The following is an 18,050-nucleotide window of genomic DNA, read 5'->3' as shown; positions in this document are numbered from 1 at the left end:
AAATAATAGAATTGTTAATGGATTGGAGCCCTATTTTACACACCATTACGTCCGATAATGGTAAGGAATTTGCCAACCATCAAAGCGTGGCAGAGACACTGAAAATAGCATACTTTTTTGCCAATCCGTATTGCAGTTGGGAAAGGGGAGCGAATGAAAACTTAAACGGTTTAGTCAGACAATATTTTCCAAAAAAATATAACTTTGACTTAATCACGAAAGAAGAGGTTTTAAGAATCACAAATAAATTAAATAACAGGCCCAGGAAAAGATTTGGATATAAAAGTCCAAATGAAATATTTGAGCAAAAATTTAAACAATGTGCCTAGTGTTGCATTTATAACTTGAATCCACCTTTAAATATTTTGGGATATTATTCAGATGCAATAGATTTAAAAAGAGTTGCCATAAAGACAACTCTTTTTAATCTGTTCACTTAATGTAATTTTTAAATCTATTTCCCAAACGCCTTAATCACAGCCTTTTCCAAGCTCTGATTATTTGGAAATTCCTGAGGTATCCAGCGTTCAACAATTTTTCCGGATGCATTAATTACGACAAATGGATAACGGATATCAACAGCATAATTTTGTCTTAACGACTCCGCGCTGTCTTCCGAAGCCCACAAATGTTTTACACCAGCTCTATCCTGTGCATAAGTTTTCCAGCTTCCAAATGGCATTCCGGAAATAAGGGTAACGTAAGCAAAAGTTACTTTATCTGCATATTTTGCCTCCATAGCTTTTAACCCGGGTTCGTGCGCGCCGATGTTGAATTGAAAGACCATTACCGTTGGTTTGCCTTCAAGATTTCTCAAAGTAACAGCAGAACTATCGCTTCCCAATAAAGTAAAATCAGGCGCATTCGAACCGGAAACCAGTTTTGATTTGGTTTCTAAAAGTTTGATAAAATAATCTGTGTACTCCGATTTTGGATATTTTGCTTTATAATCAGTCAGCAAAATCTGTGCTGTTTCAAGCGTTGGAATTGCCGTTGCAGCATAGTTTAGCCAATACGTTTGAAGATATTCCTCTTGTTTTGGATGGCCTTGTAATTTCGTTTTGCTGAAATGATATACGTCAGTAATAGCTGCCGGACTAAGTTCATAACGTGTTGAAGAATCAAGAGGGAATTTCCGTGTAGTAGGAATTAATATCCAGTTTCTCAACTCATCACGGTAAGATTGACTCAATAAAGCTTCGTCCGGTAAGATTTTAAAATTTGTCAATGTTAAATCTTCCAATTCCTTTTGCTGGGCCGGATCCAGTTTTTTTACTCTGTTTCTACGCATGATCTTTTCCTGAAGCAATCTGTGTATCAGGAAAGGTTCGGTAGTTGTTGTGGCATTAACATAAGCCTCAAACGCGGGTGATGGAGGATTAGATGTTTTAAATGTAGCATAAGCATTTTGTCTTACTTTTTGCAAGCTATCACTTTGCTGCGCTACACTTTTGTTATCGATTTGAGATGGTTTATAGCCAAAAACTGGCAAATACTGATACTGGTTTTCAAGAAAATAAGTTTTGAGAAAATTCTGGTAAGCAGCATTCTTTCCTGAAAAAGTAACGTCTGCATTTCCGGCAAAACTGGCCGTTAAATCATCTCCTGGCTGAATGAAAAGCATCCAGGTTTTATTGATACCGCCGCCACTATATTGAAGCCGCATGATTTTAGGCTCACTTAACGCAGCATTGATACGCTCCGAATTTTTCTCCTTAAAATCAACCATGGCCAGCGGTTCTAACCTTGTATCCGCTAAGCCAATGCCCAGGTTGGGGTGGAAATGTACATCTTCTAAAACTAAGGAAACAATGCCTTGGTCGGGTTTTGAGGCGGTTAATGTAATGGTGGCTGTCTTTTGTGCAAAAGATAACAGGCTGGTAAAAAGAAAAATAAGTGTGGTAATTTTTTTCATGAATGCAGAGATTGGTTTCATTGTTTTAATGAATAATAAGGAATTTATAATCAAATGATTATAGCTGGTTTTCTCGTAGTTAAAAGTTAAATAATTATGCCAATATCGGATTTCTTTTCCGCAAAACGACTGATGTTTTATATATCATTCCGTTTTTCGCTGTTCAGCGTTATCTTTGACTGTTAATAACGAATTCCTGAACACTAAGAAATTCTTGCTTTTACGAGCAAAAAGACCATGATGAACCGCCTGACTTTACTGGATTTTAATACGCTTCAAGATGGATTTGAGGGAGAACTTTACTTCGATGATTCCACTTTACATACTGCTCAAAGAAAGATTTATGCAACTGATGCTTCCGTTTATCAGGAATTACCGTTAGCCGTGGCGTTACCAAAAACGGTTGAGGACATCCAAAAGCTGATCAAATTTGCCAATGCACAAAAGGTGACTTTGATTCCAAGAGCAGCAGGGACGTCTTTGGCGGGACAGGTCGTTGGGAAGGGAATTGTGGTAGATATTTCAAAACATTTCGGGGCGATCCTGGAAGTAAATGCAGAGGAAAAGTGGGTTCGGGTGCAGCCTGGCGTAATTCGTGATGATTTAAATAAACATCTGGCTCCGTTTGGTTTGTTATTCGGGCCGGAAACTTCTACTGCCAGTCGTGCAATGATCGGTGGAATGATCGGGAATAATTCCTGTGGTTTGCATTCGATTAGTTGGGGGACAACGCGAGATCATTTATTGGAAGTGAAAGCATTATTATCTGACGGGACTGAAACGGTTTTCAATAATTCTGTTGTTGGAGATTATACCAAAAAACTTTCAGCCAATTCCGCAGGAAAACGTGAACAGGCAATTTATGCCGGTATGTGGGGGATTTTGTCAAATCCGGTAGATCAGGAATTAATTAAAAAACAATTTGCAAAACCTACCGTAACACGTCGGAACTCAGGTTACGCGCTGGATGCACTGGTTAATAATTTTGAAAAAAATCAGATCAATTTATGCAATCTGATCGCGGGTTCAGAGGGAACTTTATGTTTTGTGACCGAAGCAAAAATTGCTTTGGTGGATATGCCACCTGCTTCGGTTGGCGTTGTGTGTATTCATGCCAATTCGTTGGCGGAATCACTTCATGCGAATCGGGTGGCGATGAAATACAATCCAAAAGCGTCCGAATTGGTGGATCGTTACATCATGGATTTCACCAAAGGCCATCACATTTATTCCAAAAACAGATTTTTTCTCGAAGGCGATCCGGCAGCTCTACTGATGGTTGAGTTTTGGGGAAATACCGATGAAGAAGTTAAAAAACAAGCCGAAATTCTCATAGCCGATTTGCTTTCAGAAGGTTTAGGATATGCTTATCCATTGTTATTCGGTGATGATGCGACGAAAGCCTGGGATATCAGAAAAGCAGGTCTGGGATTAATTAGAAATTTGCCGGGTGATACTCAGCCTGTGAATTTAATTGAAGACTGCGCCGTTGCCGTTGAAGATCTTCCTGATTATATCGAAGACCTTGAAAAACTGATTGCGGGTCATGGACTGCATGCTTCTTATTATGCACATGCAGGTGCGGGTGAATTGCATGTCGAGCCGATGATTAATCTTAAAACGAGTGAAGGAAAACGAAAATTCAGACAAGTATTAGCTGATACCGCTGTACTTGTCAAAAAATATAACGGAGCACTTTCAGGAGAACATGGAGACGGGAGGCTTCGCGGCGAATTCATTCCGTTTATGATGGGCGAAGAGGTATACGAAATTTTCCGTCAGGTAAAACGCATCTGGGATCCGAATGGCATTTTTAATGCAAACAAGATTGTGGATACGCCACCGATGAATGAGTTTTTGCGGTATGAACAAGACAAACCACAACCTCGGATCGCGACCACTTTTGATTTTTCGAAACAGGAGGGAATGCTTCGTTTGGCTGAAAAATGCAGTGGATCCGGCGATTGCAGGAAAACGGAATTGACAGGAGGAACGATGTGTCCAAGCTATATGGCCACGCGTAAAGAACGCGATACGACCCGGGCAAGGGCTAATATTTTAAGACAGTATTTAACGCCAGGAGCTGAAACCTCCGAAATCGGAACTTCTCAGGAAATGGTTAAGGAGATTCTGGATCTTTGTCTTTCCTGCAAAGGTTGTAAATCAGAATGTCCGTCGAGCGTTGATGTTGGGAAAATGAAAGCAGAATTTACCCAGCAGTATTATGAAACGCATGCTATTCCGCTTCGGACAAACCTGATTGCAAATTTTGGAAAACAGATGAAACTGGCTTCCATCGCGCCCTGGGCTTTTAACGCAGTTTTTGGCACAACGGCTTTAAGAAAAGTCGCCAATAAAATGGTTGGCTTTCATCCGGAAAGATCAATGCCGTTATTATCAAGTACAACTTTGAAACACTGGTGGGAGAAAAGCCGGTCAAAAAATAAAAGTGTTGAAACGCATTCCAGAGTTTATATTTTTTGTGATGAGTTTACCAATTACAATGATGTTGAAATTGGTAAAAAAGCAGTAATGCTTCTTGAAAAACTGGGTTACGAAGTGATTATTCCGGAACATTCTGAATCGGGAAGATCGTATTTATCAAAAGGACTGGTGAAGGAAGCACAGAAACATGCGATTCGGAATATAGAATTGCTAAAAGATATCATAACGCAAAAAACGCCTTTGATCGGAATTGAGCCTTCTGCAATATTATCATTCAGAGATGAATATATTGATCTGGTTCCGGAACATTTAAAAATTGATGCGCAGAATATCGCTGTGAATGCTTTACTTTTTGAAGAATTTATTTCAAGAGAAATAGAGGCGAAAAGAATTACAAAAGCATCTTTTAGTAAAGAACAACGGTTGATTAAGCTACACGGACATTGTCATCAGAAAGCATTATCGTCGCTTTCAACATCAAAAATAGCATTGTCGTTGCCCGAAAATTATAAGGTCCAGCTGATTCCTTCGGGTTGCTGTGGAATGGCCGGATCTTTTGGATATGAAGAAGAGCATTATGCTGTTTCAATGCAAATTGGAGAATTGGTACTTTTTCCAACAGTTCGTCAACAGCCGGATGAGGTTATTATAGCCGCACCAGGCACAAGTTGCAGACATCAGATCAAAGACGGGACCGGACGTAAGGCGAAACATCCGATCGAGATATTGTGGGAAGCACTGAATTAATTATTCAGTGCCTCTTACGCTTTTCATGATTGTGTCCGGGTTAAGTACCATGGTTGTGTCTGATGCCGTGGTATCCATAGGCATTCTTTCATGTTGAGAAGGAGTATCTGAATTGCCGAACTGCTCCCCATGGTTAAAAAATCCTCCCCAAAAAGCAATGGCCATTAATAAAACGCCTGCGACTAAAACCCACAGCCAAACCTTTTTTGTGTTTTTGGTAGCTTTCGCTTCCTGATCTGTTTCTTTTCTGTCCATGATAGTTGTGATTTGGTTCGTTTATTGCAATACCATTTTTATACCAAATCAAAATCTTACCATTAAATAAGGTTTAGGTGTAATTGTGTTGAAAAAATTACCCTTAATCCTGTCTAAACGAACAAATAATATACTAAAAGCGTTGACTTTGTGTTTAGCTTCCTGGACAATACTCAAACGAAGTTCTATGTTTTTTTATAAACAGACTCCATAACTATGAAATACTACTCATTCATTACAGCCATGATTTTATCGTTCCTGCTTTTAACAAATCAGGATACAAAAGCGCAGGATACTAAAAACTTTTTTTCCGTAACAGGTGGATATAGCTTGCCTGTTGGACAACTTGCCAGGGAAAAACTAAATGACCCCTTGGCTGGCTTGGCCGGGTCTGGCTATTATGGGCAGGTTAATTATGACCACCGTATTTGGCGTTGGTTTGGTTTTCGGCTTTCCGGAAGTTTAAATGTTAACAAGACGAATTCGGGCCCAATCATTGAAAAAGCTAATTCTTATGTTCAGGCTATCGGCAGGACTTATACCTGGCAAAGTGATGTTTCAGAATGGAAAATGGGAGCCGCTCTTTTTGGTCCCGCTATTTATTTAAATATGAATAGAGTGCAAATTGAAGCCCACGTGCAGGGAGGTATTGTCAGGGCTAGCACGCCTTCTGTTTATCTAACCGGACAAGGAATGACAGCCGAAGGGAACGTCGATCCGACTGCAACAAAAATTGACGTTAGTTTAAATCATACGATTGTTAAACCTTTGGGCTTTGGCGCCGGATTGAGTTTGCGTCTGCCACTGGTTAAGGCGCTGTTTTTCCAGATCAGCGGAGATGTTATCGGAGCAAAGGCGGAAGTTAAAGACCTCGCTATTATAGCAAATGTAGGTGGAACACAGTATCCGGATCGCTTAAATGAAAAACGCTTTATTGGTGTTGTTAACGTCGGTGCCGGATTAGGATTGGCATTTTAACTATTCAAATTTACAGCATTTGATAAAACAAAAAAACAGGATATCGCGCGAAGCTGATATCCTGTTTTTATTATAATACAAGTCGAAAATTATGTTTTATTTAAAGTCTATTTTGCAAACCATAGTTTTAGCTTCATATCATTCTTGCCACCTTGTTTTGTAAGGGCGGAGGAGAAATTCTCAAAGTTCAAAGATTCTTCTGAACCCGGATATGGCAATCTTGTTGGAAGAACATTCTGGTTTGTGTTCAAGGTTGGCGTTTTAAGCGAAGGGATGCCAGTACGGCGATATTCTGTCCAGGCTTCCAAACCTTGTCCATACAATGCAATCCACTTTTGTTCCATGATCTGTGTAAAACCATCAGCTCCGGCTTTCAAAGTATTTGCTGCGATGTAATCGGTTGGTGCTGCTAGTTTGTATTGTGCAAAGGAAGCTGTAATCGCTGCGGTATAATTTGTTGCAGCATCACCGGCAATTGTTACCCCTTTGTAAGCAAATTCAGCTTTAAGGAAGAGCAATTCAGCATAAGTCATGATCACACCTGGCGCAGTAGCAGCTACAAAGTAGTTCCCAACTTTTGATGTTTTGGTAAGCCCAAGCGCATTGGCATCCGAAGAAGCCAGGCCATTAGGCACACCTTTGTATGTTCCGCCATCTGCCGGCAAGTTCGCGTAAATTGGTAAACGTGCATCGTTAAGTGCTGTCAGGCGATCTACCAAAGTTGCGCTCACACGATGATCATCACGTGTTTTACGGTTGACATTTACCGGATTCTGGTTGTTTGTTGCGTCCAGATAATTTAGCTGGATATTATCGGCAACAGAAGCCATAACCGGATATTTTGCAGGATCAGACAAAATTCTGGTGATCTCGGTTTTTACATTGATTGGAGCATCTGCTTTGTCAATCATTCTGCTCAATAGTTTCAAGCTTAATGAATTGGCAAATTTTTTCCATTTCAACATATCACCATTGAAAAGAATATCTCCTCCAACAGGCATTGACGTGTTCGCTACGTTGATGGATTCTCCGGCAGTTTTCAGCTCAGCTATCAATCCCGCATAGACGTCTTTCTGCGAATCATAGGTTGGAAGAAGTGTTCCTTCTAATCCCTGAAGGGAAGCTTTGTAAGGAATATCTCCGTAAATATCCGTCAGCAAAGAGAAAACCCAGGAACGAAGAATAACCGCAACAGCCTGATAGTTCGTGTTTCCTGATTCTGCACCAAGTTTGTAAATACGGGTATAGTCTGCAAGGGATTCAATATACAATCCTGACCATCCAGCTGTGTAAACATCGCTGGAAACAGTATACTGATCAATATCCGTATACTGAATACGCGCCCAATGCTGAGAAAATCCTTCTCCTATATCCATCCCAAGCGATCCGCCAGACTGGATATCAACAGCGCTTTGAATACCGTGAGGCATAAAAAGATCAGCCGTACCGGTTGCTGCACTGTTTGGGTTTGTGTTAAGTTTATCAAAATCTCCGGTGCATGCAGACACGCACAAAAGAGTTGCTGCCAATATTAATTTTGAGCGGAATGAATATATAATGCTTGTCATAAAAAATCAATTAAAGAATTACTTATAGATTGAAGCTGATGTTGAAACCAATTGATCTTGTCGTTGGAATCTGACCGTTTTCTATGCCCTGTAAGTTACCGTCGTTGTAATAACTTGTCTCAGGATCAATGTGTGGAAGATTGCTGTGTAAAAGAGCAAGATTTCTACCTACAACAGAAACTGCGATGTCACGGAAGGGAAGTTTTTTCATCACTTTACCAGAAATCATATAAGTGAATTTCACTTCACGAAGTTTTACATAACTCGCATCGAAAATGGTGTTTTCGTTGTTTGTGAGCAGGTAATATTTGTGGTGATATTCTTCCGACGAAAGATTTTTTGTGTTTGGTACATACACCGGATTGTCAGAAGTTCCGGTATTTACAACACCTTCTCCAACTACACCATTTTCACGACCCATCGTTGTTTCTGCCAAAACGCCTGTGTAACGACCAATATTAATCGATTGAGAGAAAATATCTCCACCGTGTTTCACATCAATCAAAGTACTAAGTGTGAAGTTTTTGTATTTGAATGTGTTTGAAAAACCACCGATCCAATCCGGAGTGAAGTTTCCTAACACGCGGCTAACAGGATCAATCATTGGATATCCTTGTGCATCGTAAACCACTTGTCCGTCCGGAGCATGCAAAAATCCTTTTCCAAAAAATGTTCCGTAAGGCTGACCTACACGAGCTTCAACAGATAATCCGCGGAAACTGCTTGTAGACGTTGCCTGTGTTAGCGTATTGTAGCTTGTGTTCAACTGATAAGTAGTCAAGCCGTTTGCCAGAGAAACAACTTTGTTTTTATTACGTGCCCAGTTCAGGCCGATGTCCCATTGGAAAGCACCCGCTTTTACAGGCGTAACAGTTAATTGAAGTTCAATACCTTTGTTTTCAATTTTACCAGCATTCAAAAGTTTTGATAAATAACCTGTTGCGTTGGATACGTTTACGTCAAGAATCTGATCAGATGATGTTTTTTTATAATACGTAACATCTAAACCAACACGGTTTTGCCATAGTCTGATGTCCGTACCAACTTCATAAGAAGATGTAATTTCAGGTTTCAGTTCGGCATTTAGCAAAGCGTTATTTTCTGACAAACTTGGCGTGCTTCCCCATGGATTTTCGTATTTGTATGTACTTGCCAAACGGTAAGGATCCGTATCATTACCAACTTGCGCAACACCGGCTCTGATTTTAGCAAAAGATAAAACCGACGATTTGATATCGAACATGTCAGAAATAATCGCGCTTACAGCAGCAGAAGGATAGAAATACGACCTGTTGTTACTTGGTAAAGTACTTGACCAGTCATTACGTGCTGTTAAATCAACAAATAAATAGTTACGGAAACCTAAGTTCGCCGAAGCGTATAAACTGTTTACTGTTTTCTCAATAAATGAGTTTTCTACAACCGGGCGTTGACGGGAGTTACCCATGTTCCAAACTCTTGGAATGGCTAATTCAGTAGCACCCATATAGTTTCTTTGTGCAAAGTTTGAGCGGTGGTTGCCTCCGATGTTGGCAGTAACATCAAACTGACCAAATTTATGCGTAGCGTTTAACAAAAAGTCAGAGTTTGATTCACGTACGAATATTTGCTCCTCGTTATAAGCATCGTATAGTGAAGTCGTACCCAATTTAGCCTGACGGGCCGCAGTTCTTGATTTACGACGATCTTCGTAAAAGTCAGTTCCTGAACGACCTGTTAATGTCAGCCAGTTTGTTAATTTATACGTTGCAACAATATTACCGTACACGCGGTCACGCTGGTTTTCACGCGTGCTGTTGTTTAGCAGGTAATATGGATTTGTCCAGTAATTGTCATTCCAGTTGTTTTGATAAATACTACCTGGTTTTGTGTAGTTTTTCAACGAATTCATATCCGCCTGGCGACCGAACCAGATAAAATATAGACCGAAGTTATTACGGTTATCACTTCCGTCTTTTACATAATTTACCGTTGCTCTTACGTTCAGTTTAGGAGTAAGATTCCAGCCTGCATTCAAAGAAACAGTCTGACGTTTGTAGTCTGTATTTGGCAAGATACCATCTTGTTTCAAGTTGGTAAATGACAAACGGAAATCCGCTTTTTCGTTTCCGCCTGTAATTCCAACGTTATTTGTATACGTTTTTCCTGTTTGATAAAACTGATTTACGTTGTCAGGATGTGCAATCCATGGCGTTGCCGTTCTTACTCCGTCAGCTCCGATAGGAGAGTCAAATTGAGGCAATAATCTTCCGTCAAGTTTTGGGCCCCAGCTTTCATCCACACCGTCATTGATACCACCGCCTTGTCCGTCTTTATAGGAGAAAAGGCCTTTGGTACCCTGTCCATATTCATTTTGCCATTTTGGCTGACGAAATACGGATTCAAAAGAAGTATTGGTATTGAAAGAAACGCCGATACCTTTTGAGCCTTTTCCACTTTTACTCGTAATCAAAACAACGCCATTAGCACCACGTGAGCCATAAAGAGCCGCAGCACTTGGCCCTTTCAAAACGCTGATGGATTCAACATCGTCCGGGTTGATAGAAGCCGCAGCATTTCCATAATCCACACCAGTTCCTGAACCAAAATTACTATTGTCAATAGGCACTCCATCCACCACGAAAAGCGGCTGGTTGTTACTTCCGATAGAACTTGCTCCACGGATAATCATACGGGAAGAAGCACCAGGAGCTCCGTTGGAATTTGTTACCTGCACACCAGCCAATCTTCCTGAAAGGGAATTGATCAGGTTAGTTTCACGGGCCTGAGTCAGGTTTTTTCCACTAACTTCCTGTACGGAATAACCTAATGCTTTTTTCTCACGGGCAATACCAAGTGCAGTTACAATCACTTCACTGAATTGAGTTGCATCTTCATCCAGCGAAATGCTCAGGTTAGTTTGCGTACCAACAGGAACTTCAAGAGATTTAAAACCAATAAAAGAAACTACCAAAATTGAATTGGATGATGCATTGATCGCAAATTCGCCCTCAGCATTTGTTGTACTACCACGATTTGTTCCTTTTACCAAAATGCTCGCCCCGGGTAATGGGCCGCCGTCTCCTTTGGAGGTTACTTTGCCTTTAATGGCAAGCTCCTGTCCGTACCCAGCAAGGCTCAGTACAAGGAGAAGTGACATCAAACCAGTTGTAAAAAGTTTTCTCATCATAAAATAGTTAAGTGATAATAGTAATATTTAAATAAATAAGGAGTGAAAGATTAAAATAGCAATTAAAATAGAATTAAGATAAAATTAAAAAAAAAGTAACTTTTGGTCAATAATTAGATCATTAATTAAGTATTTTAATATTATAAATTGAGTGATGATCAAGTTTTAACTTTTTTATTAAAATTAATTGAATCAGAATAATATTTTATAAAAGTAAAAAAATTTAAAATTAAAACTATTTAAAAATGATAAAAAGAAAATTTTAATAACATTTATTTACAATTTTTGATATATAATTTTAATTATTCTTTAAATAGTATAAGTTTTTTTGCGTTTTTAATTTTAATTGTATTATATCGTGTTTGTAATTTTTGGTGACTACTTTAAATTTTCAATTTGGAAGTATTGAAAGAGATATGATATGAAAACCGAGACTGGAAATTCTGGTTTTGAAATTTTAGTTTTTGAGAAATGATGTAGCCGTTGTTATGAAGAAAAAGGATAAAGTGCAGCCTTCTGCGTTGCTTTTCATTCTTAAAATCAACCTATAAGGCGTTTGAATTACTATATTTGCAACCTGATGTAAATGGGTGGTCCACACAGCTCATTCAAAATTTTGTTAATTCGTAATAGCTTTAAATGAAGGTTCTCAAATTTGGCGGCACATCGGTCGGTTCGGTCGATAGTATCAAACAGGTAATTGGTATTCTTGAAAAAAATCTGGCAAACGGTGAGAAAATCGCTGTTGTTTTTTCGGCCATGGGTGGTGTCACAAACCGCCTTATCGAAATTGGAAAAATGGCTGCTGCCGGAAATAGTGAATATATTGAGTTCCTGAAAGTGGTGGAAGAGCGCCATTTTGCTATTGTGCGTGGACTCATCAATGTAAAAAGTCAGAGCAGTACGTTTGCGGCTGTTCGTGGACTTTTCAACGAACTTGGAGATATATTAAAAGGTGTATCCTGGATCCGTGAACTTTCTACACGTACAATGGACCTGATCATGAGTTTTGGTGAGCGACTTTCCACACTCGTAATTACAGAAATATTAAAAAGCAAAGGTATTGCAGCAGAGTTTTGTGATGCACGTCAGATCATCCGTACCAATGAAACCTACGGAATGGGCGATGTGAATTTCGCAGTTACGAATCAGCTCATTCTTGAATATTTTGCCAAAGCATCCGCTATGCAATGCGTTACTGGCTTTATAGCTTCAACTTCTGAAAGTATTACGACCACATTAGGGCGTGGCGGTTCGGATTATACAGCTTCCATACTTGCGGCTGCGCTTGACGCAGATTGTATTGAAATATGGACTGATGTGGACGGAATGATGACAGCGGACCCACGGAAAGTGCACAACGCTTTCACAATTCCTTCGATTTCTTATGCTGAGGCGATGGAGCTTTCTCACTTTGGCGCGAAAGTTATTTATCCGCCAAGTTTGCAGCCTGCTTTTGCAAAAAATATAACGCTTAAAGTACTGAATACTTTCAATGTTGATTTTGAAGGTACTTTTGTGCAGAAAAATGCCAACAAAAAAGATTTTCCTATCACCGGGATTTCTTCCATTGATGAAATCGCACTTGTTAATATTCAGGGTAGCGGGATGATCGGCGTGGCCGGCATCTCAGGCCGACTTTTCACGGCTTTATCACATAATAATATCAGTGTAATCCTGATTTCACAGGCATCTTCGGAACATTCCATCTGTTTTTCAATTGATCCGCGTGATGCGCATAAGGCTAATGAGGTTTTGGAAAAAGAGTTTGCCTCTGAAATTACCTACGGATATATTGATAGTATCACGATTGAAAAAAATCTTTCAATCATCGCAATTGTCGGTGAAGGGATGAAAAAAAGTACCGGTGTTTCCGGAAAACTTTTTTCTGTTTTGGGTAAAAACGGTATCAATGTTGTCGCTACGGCGCAGGGTTCTTCGGAGCTTAATATTTCTGTTGTTATTTCAAAAAGTGATCTTTCCAAAGCACTGAATGCGATTCATGGCGTTTTCTTCCATTCTGAAACACGTTCGCTCAACTTGTTTATTGTGGGTGTGGGGCTGATCGGAAGTACACTTTTAGAACAAATTAGAAAACAGAATAAATATTTACGGGAAGAAAAGTTTTTGAACCTGAACATTGCCGGACTTTCCAATACAAAAAAAATGCTCCTTGATCCTGACGGGATCGGTTCAGGACATTGGAAAGAAAGAATTGATGGCGAAGGTGTGAAAACCAGTTTACCGGCTTTTGTTCAGCGGATGATTGAGCTCAATCTTCCAAACAGTGTTTTTGTTGATTGTACATCTGATAAGGATATCGTACAATATTACAATATGCTTCTGGATGCGAGTATTTCGGTGGTTACACCAAACAAGGTTGCCAACTCGGGAACTTATGCTGAATATATTTCTTTGCAGAGGACTGCTTTGAAAAGAGGCGTGAAGTTTTTGTATGAAACCAATGTAGGCGCAGGTTTGCCGATTATTAATACGATTCAGGGCTTAATGGCCAGCGGGGATAAATTTTTGAAAATCGAAGCGATTCTCTCAGGAACCTTATCTTATATCTTTAATTCATTTGGCCCAGGAATAAAATTCGTGGATGTTGTAAAAGAAGCGAAAGCGAAAGGATTCACAGAACCTGATCCAAGAGATGATTTGAGCGGAGCTGATGTAGCTAGAAAAATCTTGATTCTGGCACGTGAAGTTGGCGTTCCTCTGGAATCAGAAGATGTAAATGTGGCTCAGCTTTTGCCGGCAAATTGCCTGGCTGCTCCAACGGTGGAAGCGTTTTTCAATGAACTTATTATATCGGACGACTATTTTGCCAAACTTCAATCCGATGCGGAAGCGAATGGAGAAAAACTCCGTTACATCGCAACGCTTGAAAACGGAAAGGCGGTTGTTGAGTTAAGAACCGTAAATCAGCAGCATCCTTTTTATACTTTGTCTGGAAGTGATAATATCGTTTCCTTCACAACAGACCGGTATAATGATCGTCCATTGGTAATCAAAGGGCCAGGCGCAGGAGCGGAAGTTACTGCATCTGGTGTGTTTGCAGATATTATGAGCATTAGTAGCTATTTGGGGTAGAAGGAAAGGAGTTCACGCAAAGGCCGCAAAGTTAGGCGCAGAGAGCGCAAAGATAAAAACTTAACGGCCTCCGCGTGAAACTCATCTCACTCTGCGTGAACTTTTAAAGGAAAACAATTTTTTAAAGTGAATTATATAAAAGTCTTTGCGCCCGCTACTGTTGCCAATGTTTCCTGCGGATTTGATATTTTCGGTTTTGCTATTGAAGAACCTGGTGACATTGTAGAAATACGCCGTCGTGATGAGCCAGGCGTTATTATCAAAGATATTTTTGGTGATGGTGGAAGATTGCCGCGTAAAGCTGAAAAAAATACTGTGACAGGCGTTATGCTTCATTTGCTTAAACATCTTGGTATTAAAGATTTTGGCTGCGAAGTTACTTTACATAAAAATATGCCTTTGGGTAGTGGCATGGGTTCAAGTGCGGCAAGTGCGGTAGCCGGTGTGGTCGCTATGAATGAGTTGCTTGATTGCCCGCTTTCAAGAAAGGAACTTTTGCCTTTCGCTATGGAAGGAGAAAGGATCGCTTCCGGTTCTGCCCATGCTGATAATGTAGGCCCGGCACTTTTGGGAGGTTTTGTCATCATCAGAAGTTATGCTCCGCTGGATGTTTTTTCAATTCCTGTTCCCGGCGATCTCTATTGCACCTTGGTACATCCTGATATTGAGATCAATACGAAGGATGCGCGGTATATTTTAAGAGATGAAGTTTCGTTAAAAAACACGATTTCCCAGATGGGAAATGTAGCCGGATTAGTGGCAGGTTTAATGATGGAGGATTATGATCTGATCAGCCGTTCGATGGTGGACGTGATTATTGAGCCCGTTCGCTCCATCCTGATCCCGGATTTTAATCTTGTAAAACAAGCTGCTTTAGATAATGGCGCATTAGGTTGCAGTATCTCAGGATCAGGACCTTCTATGTTTGCTTTAAGCCGTGGAATTGAAAATGCAAGGAAAGTGGGAGAGGTGATGAAAGCGACTTTCGCCAACGCTGGGATTGAATCAAGTTCACATGTATCGTTAATTAATAAGGGTGGTCCGGTGGTTTTGGAAAGAAATTGATAACCAGATGAATGATTCATAATCTGAACATTACAATTTCCTTTTTACCTTTCCAGTTTTTGTGGTATTCAAAATTGACATTTAACGAACTTTCTGCGTAATTTTAAACGTTACATAGTCCAGAGCATTTAAAATATAAGATCATGGTTACTGTAAGCGATACTGCGAAGAATAAAATCATAGAGTTACGTAAAGCAGACGGACACGAGGAAGATTATCAGATTCGTGTGGGTGTGTTGGGCGGAGGATGTTCAGGTTTGACTTATAATCTTGAATTCAATTCTGATTCAAATCCTACGGATATGGTCTTTGAAGATAAAGGAGTTAAAATCATTGTTGACAAAAAAAGCATATTGTATCTTGCCGGTACGGTTCTGGATTTTTCAGATGGTCTGAATGGAAAAGGATTTCAGTTTGTCAACCCGAATGCTACACGTACTTGTGGCTGTGGCGAAAGTTTTGCCGTATAAATTTTTAGATTTTGTGGATAATAGTAAAGGCGTTGTGAGCTGTCACGGCGCTTTTTTTATTTAAGCTCAACCAAAAAAATGACAGAAGTAGTATGTTTTCCTTATTTTATTGTTTTTTTGTGGAAGAGAAGGCTGTTACTTTGGCGTTTCCTGATTTAATTGTGTCAAGAAGACAAAATTAAAACTTTGCTCCCGGATTTCTACTTCATTGGTACGAATCAATAGCGTGAAATTGTAATAGTTAACCGTTTTCAACTTTCAACTTTCAATTTTTAACTAATTAAATGAAACCAACGCTTTTAATTTTGGCTGCCGGCATAGGAAGCCGTTATGGAGGAATAAAACAACTTGATCAGTTTGGTCCTAATGATGAAACCATTATAGATTATTCCTTATATGATGCCATTCGAAGCGGTTTTGGCAAAGTAGTATTTATAGTTCGCAAGGAAATAAAAGACGAGGCAGAGGCTTTGTTTGCTCCAAAATTGAAAGGGAAAATCGATTATGATTTTGCTATCCAGGGCGTTCAGTCTTATGTGCCGGAAGATTTAGGGGCCGTTGAACGTGTGAAGCCCTGGGGAACAGGACATGCAACTTTATGTGCCTGGGAGCAGACAGATACTCCGTTTGCCGTAATTAATGCCGATGATTTTTACGGTCGCGGTGCTTTTGCAACTATGGCGGAGTTTTTGCAAACCGACACCAATGACAATCAACACGCAATGATTGGTTATGAATTGAAAAGAACACTTTCTGAAAACGGTACTGTTTCAAGAGGAGTTTGTATTGAAAGAGAAGATCAGAATTTATCATCGGTAGTTGAACGTACCAAAATATTTGAAGAAGGCGGTAAAATTTATTTTGAAGAAGAGGATGTAAAAACGGAACTGGCTCCTGAAACACCTGTTTCAATGAATTTCTGGGGCTTCAAACCTTCTATGTTCCCAATAACAAAAGAACTGTTTGAAGAATACGCCCGTGTGAATTTGCATACGCCGAAAGCTGAATTTTACATTCCTACCGTGATGTCCTATATTATCAAAAATGGCTTAGGCGATTGCCGCGTTTTTCGTAGCTCATCTGATTGGTTTGGTGTTACCTATCCTGAGGATAAACCATCGGTTCAGGCTTCTTTGTCGGCTTTGCATGAAGCTGGGGAATATCCGGGGAAGCTTTGGTAGTAAGACAATGGATTAGAGTTTTAAAAATCAAAGGAGTCAACTTTTCCAGAGTTGACTCCTTTGATTTTTAAGAAAAATGATACTATTTAAAGAAATGAAAATTAATTGAAACTACGATATAAGAGATGTGATTTCTGTTTTGCACCGACTTTTTAATATGTTTCGTTCTCTTTGCCGTTTGTGTTTTACACAAGTTCTTTGATATTATCTGAGAAGGTCATATCCTCGAAATAATTATACCCAAAGCTGCCATCACTGCTTGAACTTTCAATTTTCCTGAGCTTTTTCCAACCAGATATAGATTAAGATTATCCGGAGGTTCACCGAAGCGTGAAAAACTATCTATTACCTGATACCTTCCTCTAACTGATATTAAAAAGAAAATAAACTGATTAATAAGCAGAAGTCCATGTTAAATCTTAGTTTTATAAAAATCAAATTGATTTAAAGTGGGCTCCTTTTAGCGAAGGATCAACCGATCGTAATTTTCTGAATAAACTTTTTGACCAGATACTTACTCCTTAGATTCAACTAATAAATGCAACAGCTAGCTGTTGCAAAAATAAGCCGAAGGGGAAGGGTTTTGGGACCTAGGTCCCAAAACCCTTCCCCTTCGGCAGCGAAAAATATTCATCTATCTTTGGGTTACCAAGCTCAAAAAAGATGGCACATTTAACGATAGAACAAAGATACGAAATTGCAGCACTTCGTTTGCAGGGATTCTCAATAACCAAAATTGGGGAAAATTTAGGCAGACATAAGTCTGTAATTTCACGCGAATTAGCTCGAAATTCAGACCAAAGAAACAAGTTTTACAAAGCTGATTTGGCTCATAGTAAAGCCAATTCCAGACACAAGCAAAAAGCTAAGAAAAAGTACTTTACCGAAGATGTTAAAACGCTTGTTATTTCTCTTTTAGAGGAAGATTTTAGTCCAGAACAAATCGTTGGTCATTGTTGTATAAAAAACCTCAAATGCATTTCTGCCGAAAGAATTTACCAGTTCATATGGCAAGACAAAAAGGCGGGTGGTAAGTACCACATGCACTTGCGTACAAAAGGCAAGCGTTATGCCCGAAGAGGCGCTCTAAAAGGCTCTAGGGGCATCATTAAGGACAGGGTAGGTATAGAACGTAGACCATTAATTGTAGAAGAAAAGCAG

12 protein-coding genes are annotated in these 18,050 nt (G+C 39.6%); 8 read left to right on the top strand and 4 right to left on the bottom strand.

What is annotated here, in order from left to right:
- The coding region (locus FZF08_RS30955) for an IS30 family transposase (RefSeq protein ID WP_200837207.1) at positions 1-329 on the top strand (329 nt) is incomplete at its 5' end.
- A 125-nt stretch (positions 330-454) separates the two neighbouring features.
- Here FZF08_RS30955 and FZF08_RS30950 read toward each other — a convergent pair.
- A complete protein-coding gene (locus FZF08_RS30950; RefSeq protein WP_159478643.1) occupies positions 455-1,915 on the bottom strand; it encodes a hypothetical protein in 1,461 nt (486 codons plus the stop codon).
- A gap of 240 nt (positions 1,916-2,155) precedes the next feature.
- Between FZF08_RS30950 and FZF08_RS30945 the strand changes: the two genes are divergently transcribed.
- Positions 2,156-5,107: an FAD-binding and (Fe-S)-binding domain-containing protein gene (locus FZF08_RS30945; RefSeq protein ID WP_159478645.1), complete on the top strand. Its 2,952-nt coding sequence runs from the start codon at positions 2,156-2,158 to the stop codon at positions 5,105-5,107.
- Here the strand turns inward: FZF08_RS30945 and FZF08_RS30940 are convergent, their stop codons facing one another.
- Positions 5,108-5,362: a hypothetical protein gene (locus FZF08_RS30940; RefSeq protein ID WP_159478642.1), complete on the bottom strand. Its 255-nt coding sequence runs from the start codon at positions 5,360-5,362 to the stop codon at positions 5,108-5,110.
- Between the two features lie 216 nt (positions 5,363-5,578).
- On the opposite strand from FZF08_RS30940, the gene FZF08_RS30935 reads away from it, so the two are divergent.
- A complete protein-coding gene (locus tag FZF08_RS30935) occupies positions 5,579-6,340 on the top strand; it encodes a hypothetical protein (protein WP_159478641.1) in 762 nt (253 codons plus the stop codon).
- 107 nt (positions 6,341-6,447) lie between these two features.
- On the opposite strand, the gene FZF08_RS30930 is transcribed toward FZF08_RS30935, so the two are convergent.
- Entirely contained in the window at positions 6,448-7,908 is a 1,461-nt protein-coding gene (locus FZF08_RS30930; RefSeq protein ID WP_159478640.1) for a SusD/RagB family nutrient-binding outer membrane lipoprotein, read from the bottom strand.
- A gap of 22 nt (positions 7,909-7,930) precedes the next feature.
- Entirely contained in the window at positions 7,931-11,077 is a 3,147-nt protein-coding gene (locus tag FZF08_RS30925) for a SusC/RagA family TonB-linked outer membrane protein (RefSeq protein ID WP_229216777.1), read from the bottom strand.
- A gap of 639 nt (positions 11,078-11,716) precedes the next feature.
- Between FZF08_RS30925 and thrA the strand changes: the two genes are divergently transcribed.
- The 5 genes from thrA to FZF08_RS30900 all read left to right on the top strand — a co-directional run.
- Complete coding sequence (gene thrA / locus FZF08_RS30920; protein ID WP_159478639.1) at positions 11,717-14,173, top strand: bifunctional aspartate kinase/homoserine dehydrogenase I; 2,457 nt, start codon at positions 11,717-11,719, stop codon at positions 14,171-14,173.
- A 126-nt stretch (positions 14,174-14,299) separates the two neighbouring features.
- Positions 14,300-15,238 (top strand): homoserine kinase, encoded by a 939-nt coding sequence (locus tag FZF08_RS30915; RefSeq protein WP_159478638.1) that lies wholly within the window; start codon positions 14,300-14,302, stop codon positions 15,236-15,238.
- 143 nt (positions 15,239-15,381) lie between these two features.
- The gene (locus FZF08_RS30910) at positions 15,382-15,708 is read left to right on the top strand and encodes an iron-sulfur cluster assembly accessory protein (protein ID WP_159478637.1); all 327 of its coding nucleotides are present in this window, start codon (positions 15,382-15,384) and stop codon (positions 15,706-15,708) included.
- 284 nt (positions 15,709-15,992) lie between these two features.
- The gene (locus FZF08_RS30905) at positions 15,993-16,889 is read left to right on the top strand and encodes a sugar phosphate nucleotidyltransferase (protein WP_159478628.1); all 897 of its coding nucleotides are present in this window, start codon (positions 15,993-15,995) and stop codon (positions 16,887-16,889) included.
- 663 nt (positions 16,890-17,552) lie between these two features.
- Positions 17,553-18,050: IS30 family transposase (locus tag FZF08_RS30900; protein ID WP_159478625.1), on the top strand; the 498-nt coding region annotated here is incomplete at its 3' end.

This window comes from Dyadobacter sp. 3J3, assembly GCF_009801115.1.
GTDB lineage: Bacteria > Bacteroidota > Bacteroidia > Cytophagales > Spirosomataceae > Dyadobacter.
The sequence above is the reverse complement of the archived record's forward strand: the minus strand, read 5'-3'. Positions and strand labels throughout refer to the sequence as shown.

Coding starts and splice junctions, on each gene's coding strand:
- FZF08_RS30950 (WP_159478643.1), bottom strand. CDS start 1,915: ATGAAAAAAATTACCACACTTATTTTTCTTTTTACCAGCCTGTTATCT.
- FZF08_RS30945 (WP_159478645.1), top strand. CDS start 2,156: ATGAACCGCCTGACTTTACTGGATTTTAATACGCTTCAAGATGGATTT.
- FZF08_RS30940 (WP_159478642.1), bottom strand. CDS start 5,362: ATGGACAGAAAAGAAACAGATCAGGAAGCGAAAGCTACCAAAAACACA.
- FZF08_RS30935 (WP_159478641.1), top strand. CDS start 5,579: ATGAAATACTACTCATTCATTACAGCCATGATTTTATCGTTCCTGCTT.
- FZF08_RS30930 (WP_159478640.1), bottom strand. CDS start 7,908: ATGACAAGCATTATATATTCATTCCGCTCAAAATTAATATTGGCAGCA.
- FZF08_RS30925 (WP_229216777.1), bottom strand. CDS start 11,077: ATGATGAGAAAACTTTTTACAACTGGTTTGATGTCACTTCTCCTTGTA.
- thrA (WP_159478639.1), top strand. CDS start 11,717: ATGAAGGTTCTCAAATTTGGCGGCACATCGGTCGGTTCGGTCGATAGT.
- FZF08_RS30910 (WP_159478637.1), top strand. CDS start 15,382: ATGGTTACTGTAAGCGATACTGCGAAGAATAAAATCATAGAGTTACGT.
- FZF08_RS30905 (WP_159478628.1), top strand. CDS start 15,993: ATGAAACCAACGCTTTTAATTTTGGCTGCCGGCATAGGAAGCCGTTAT.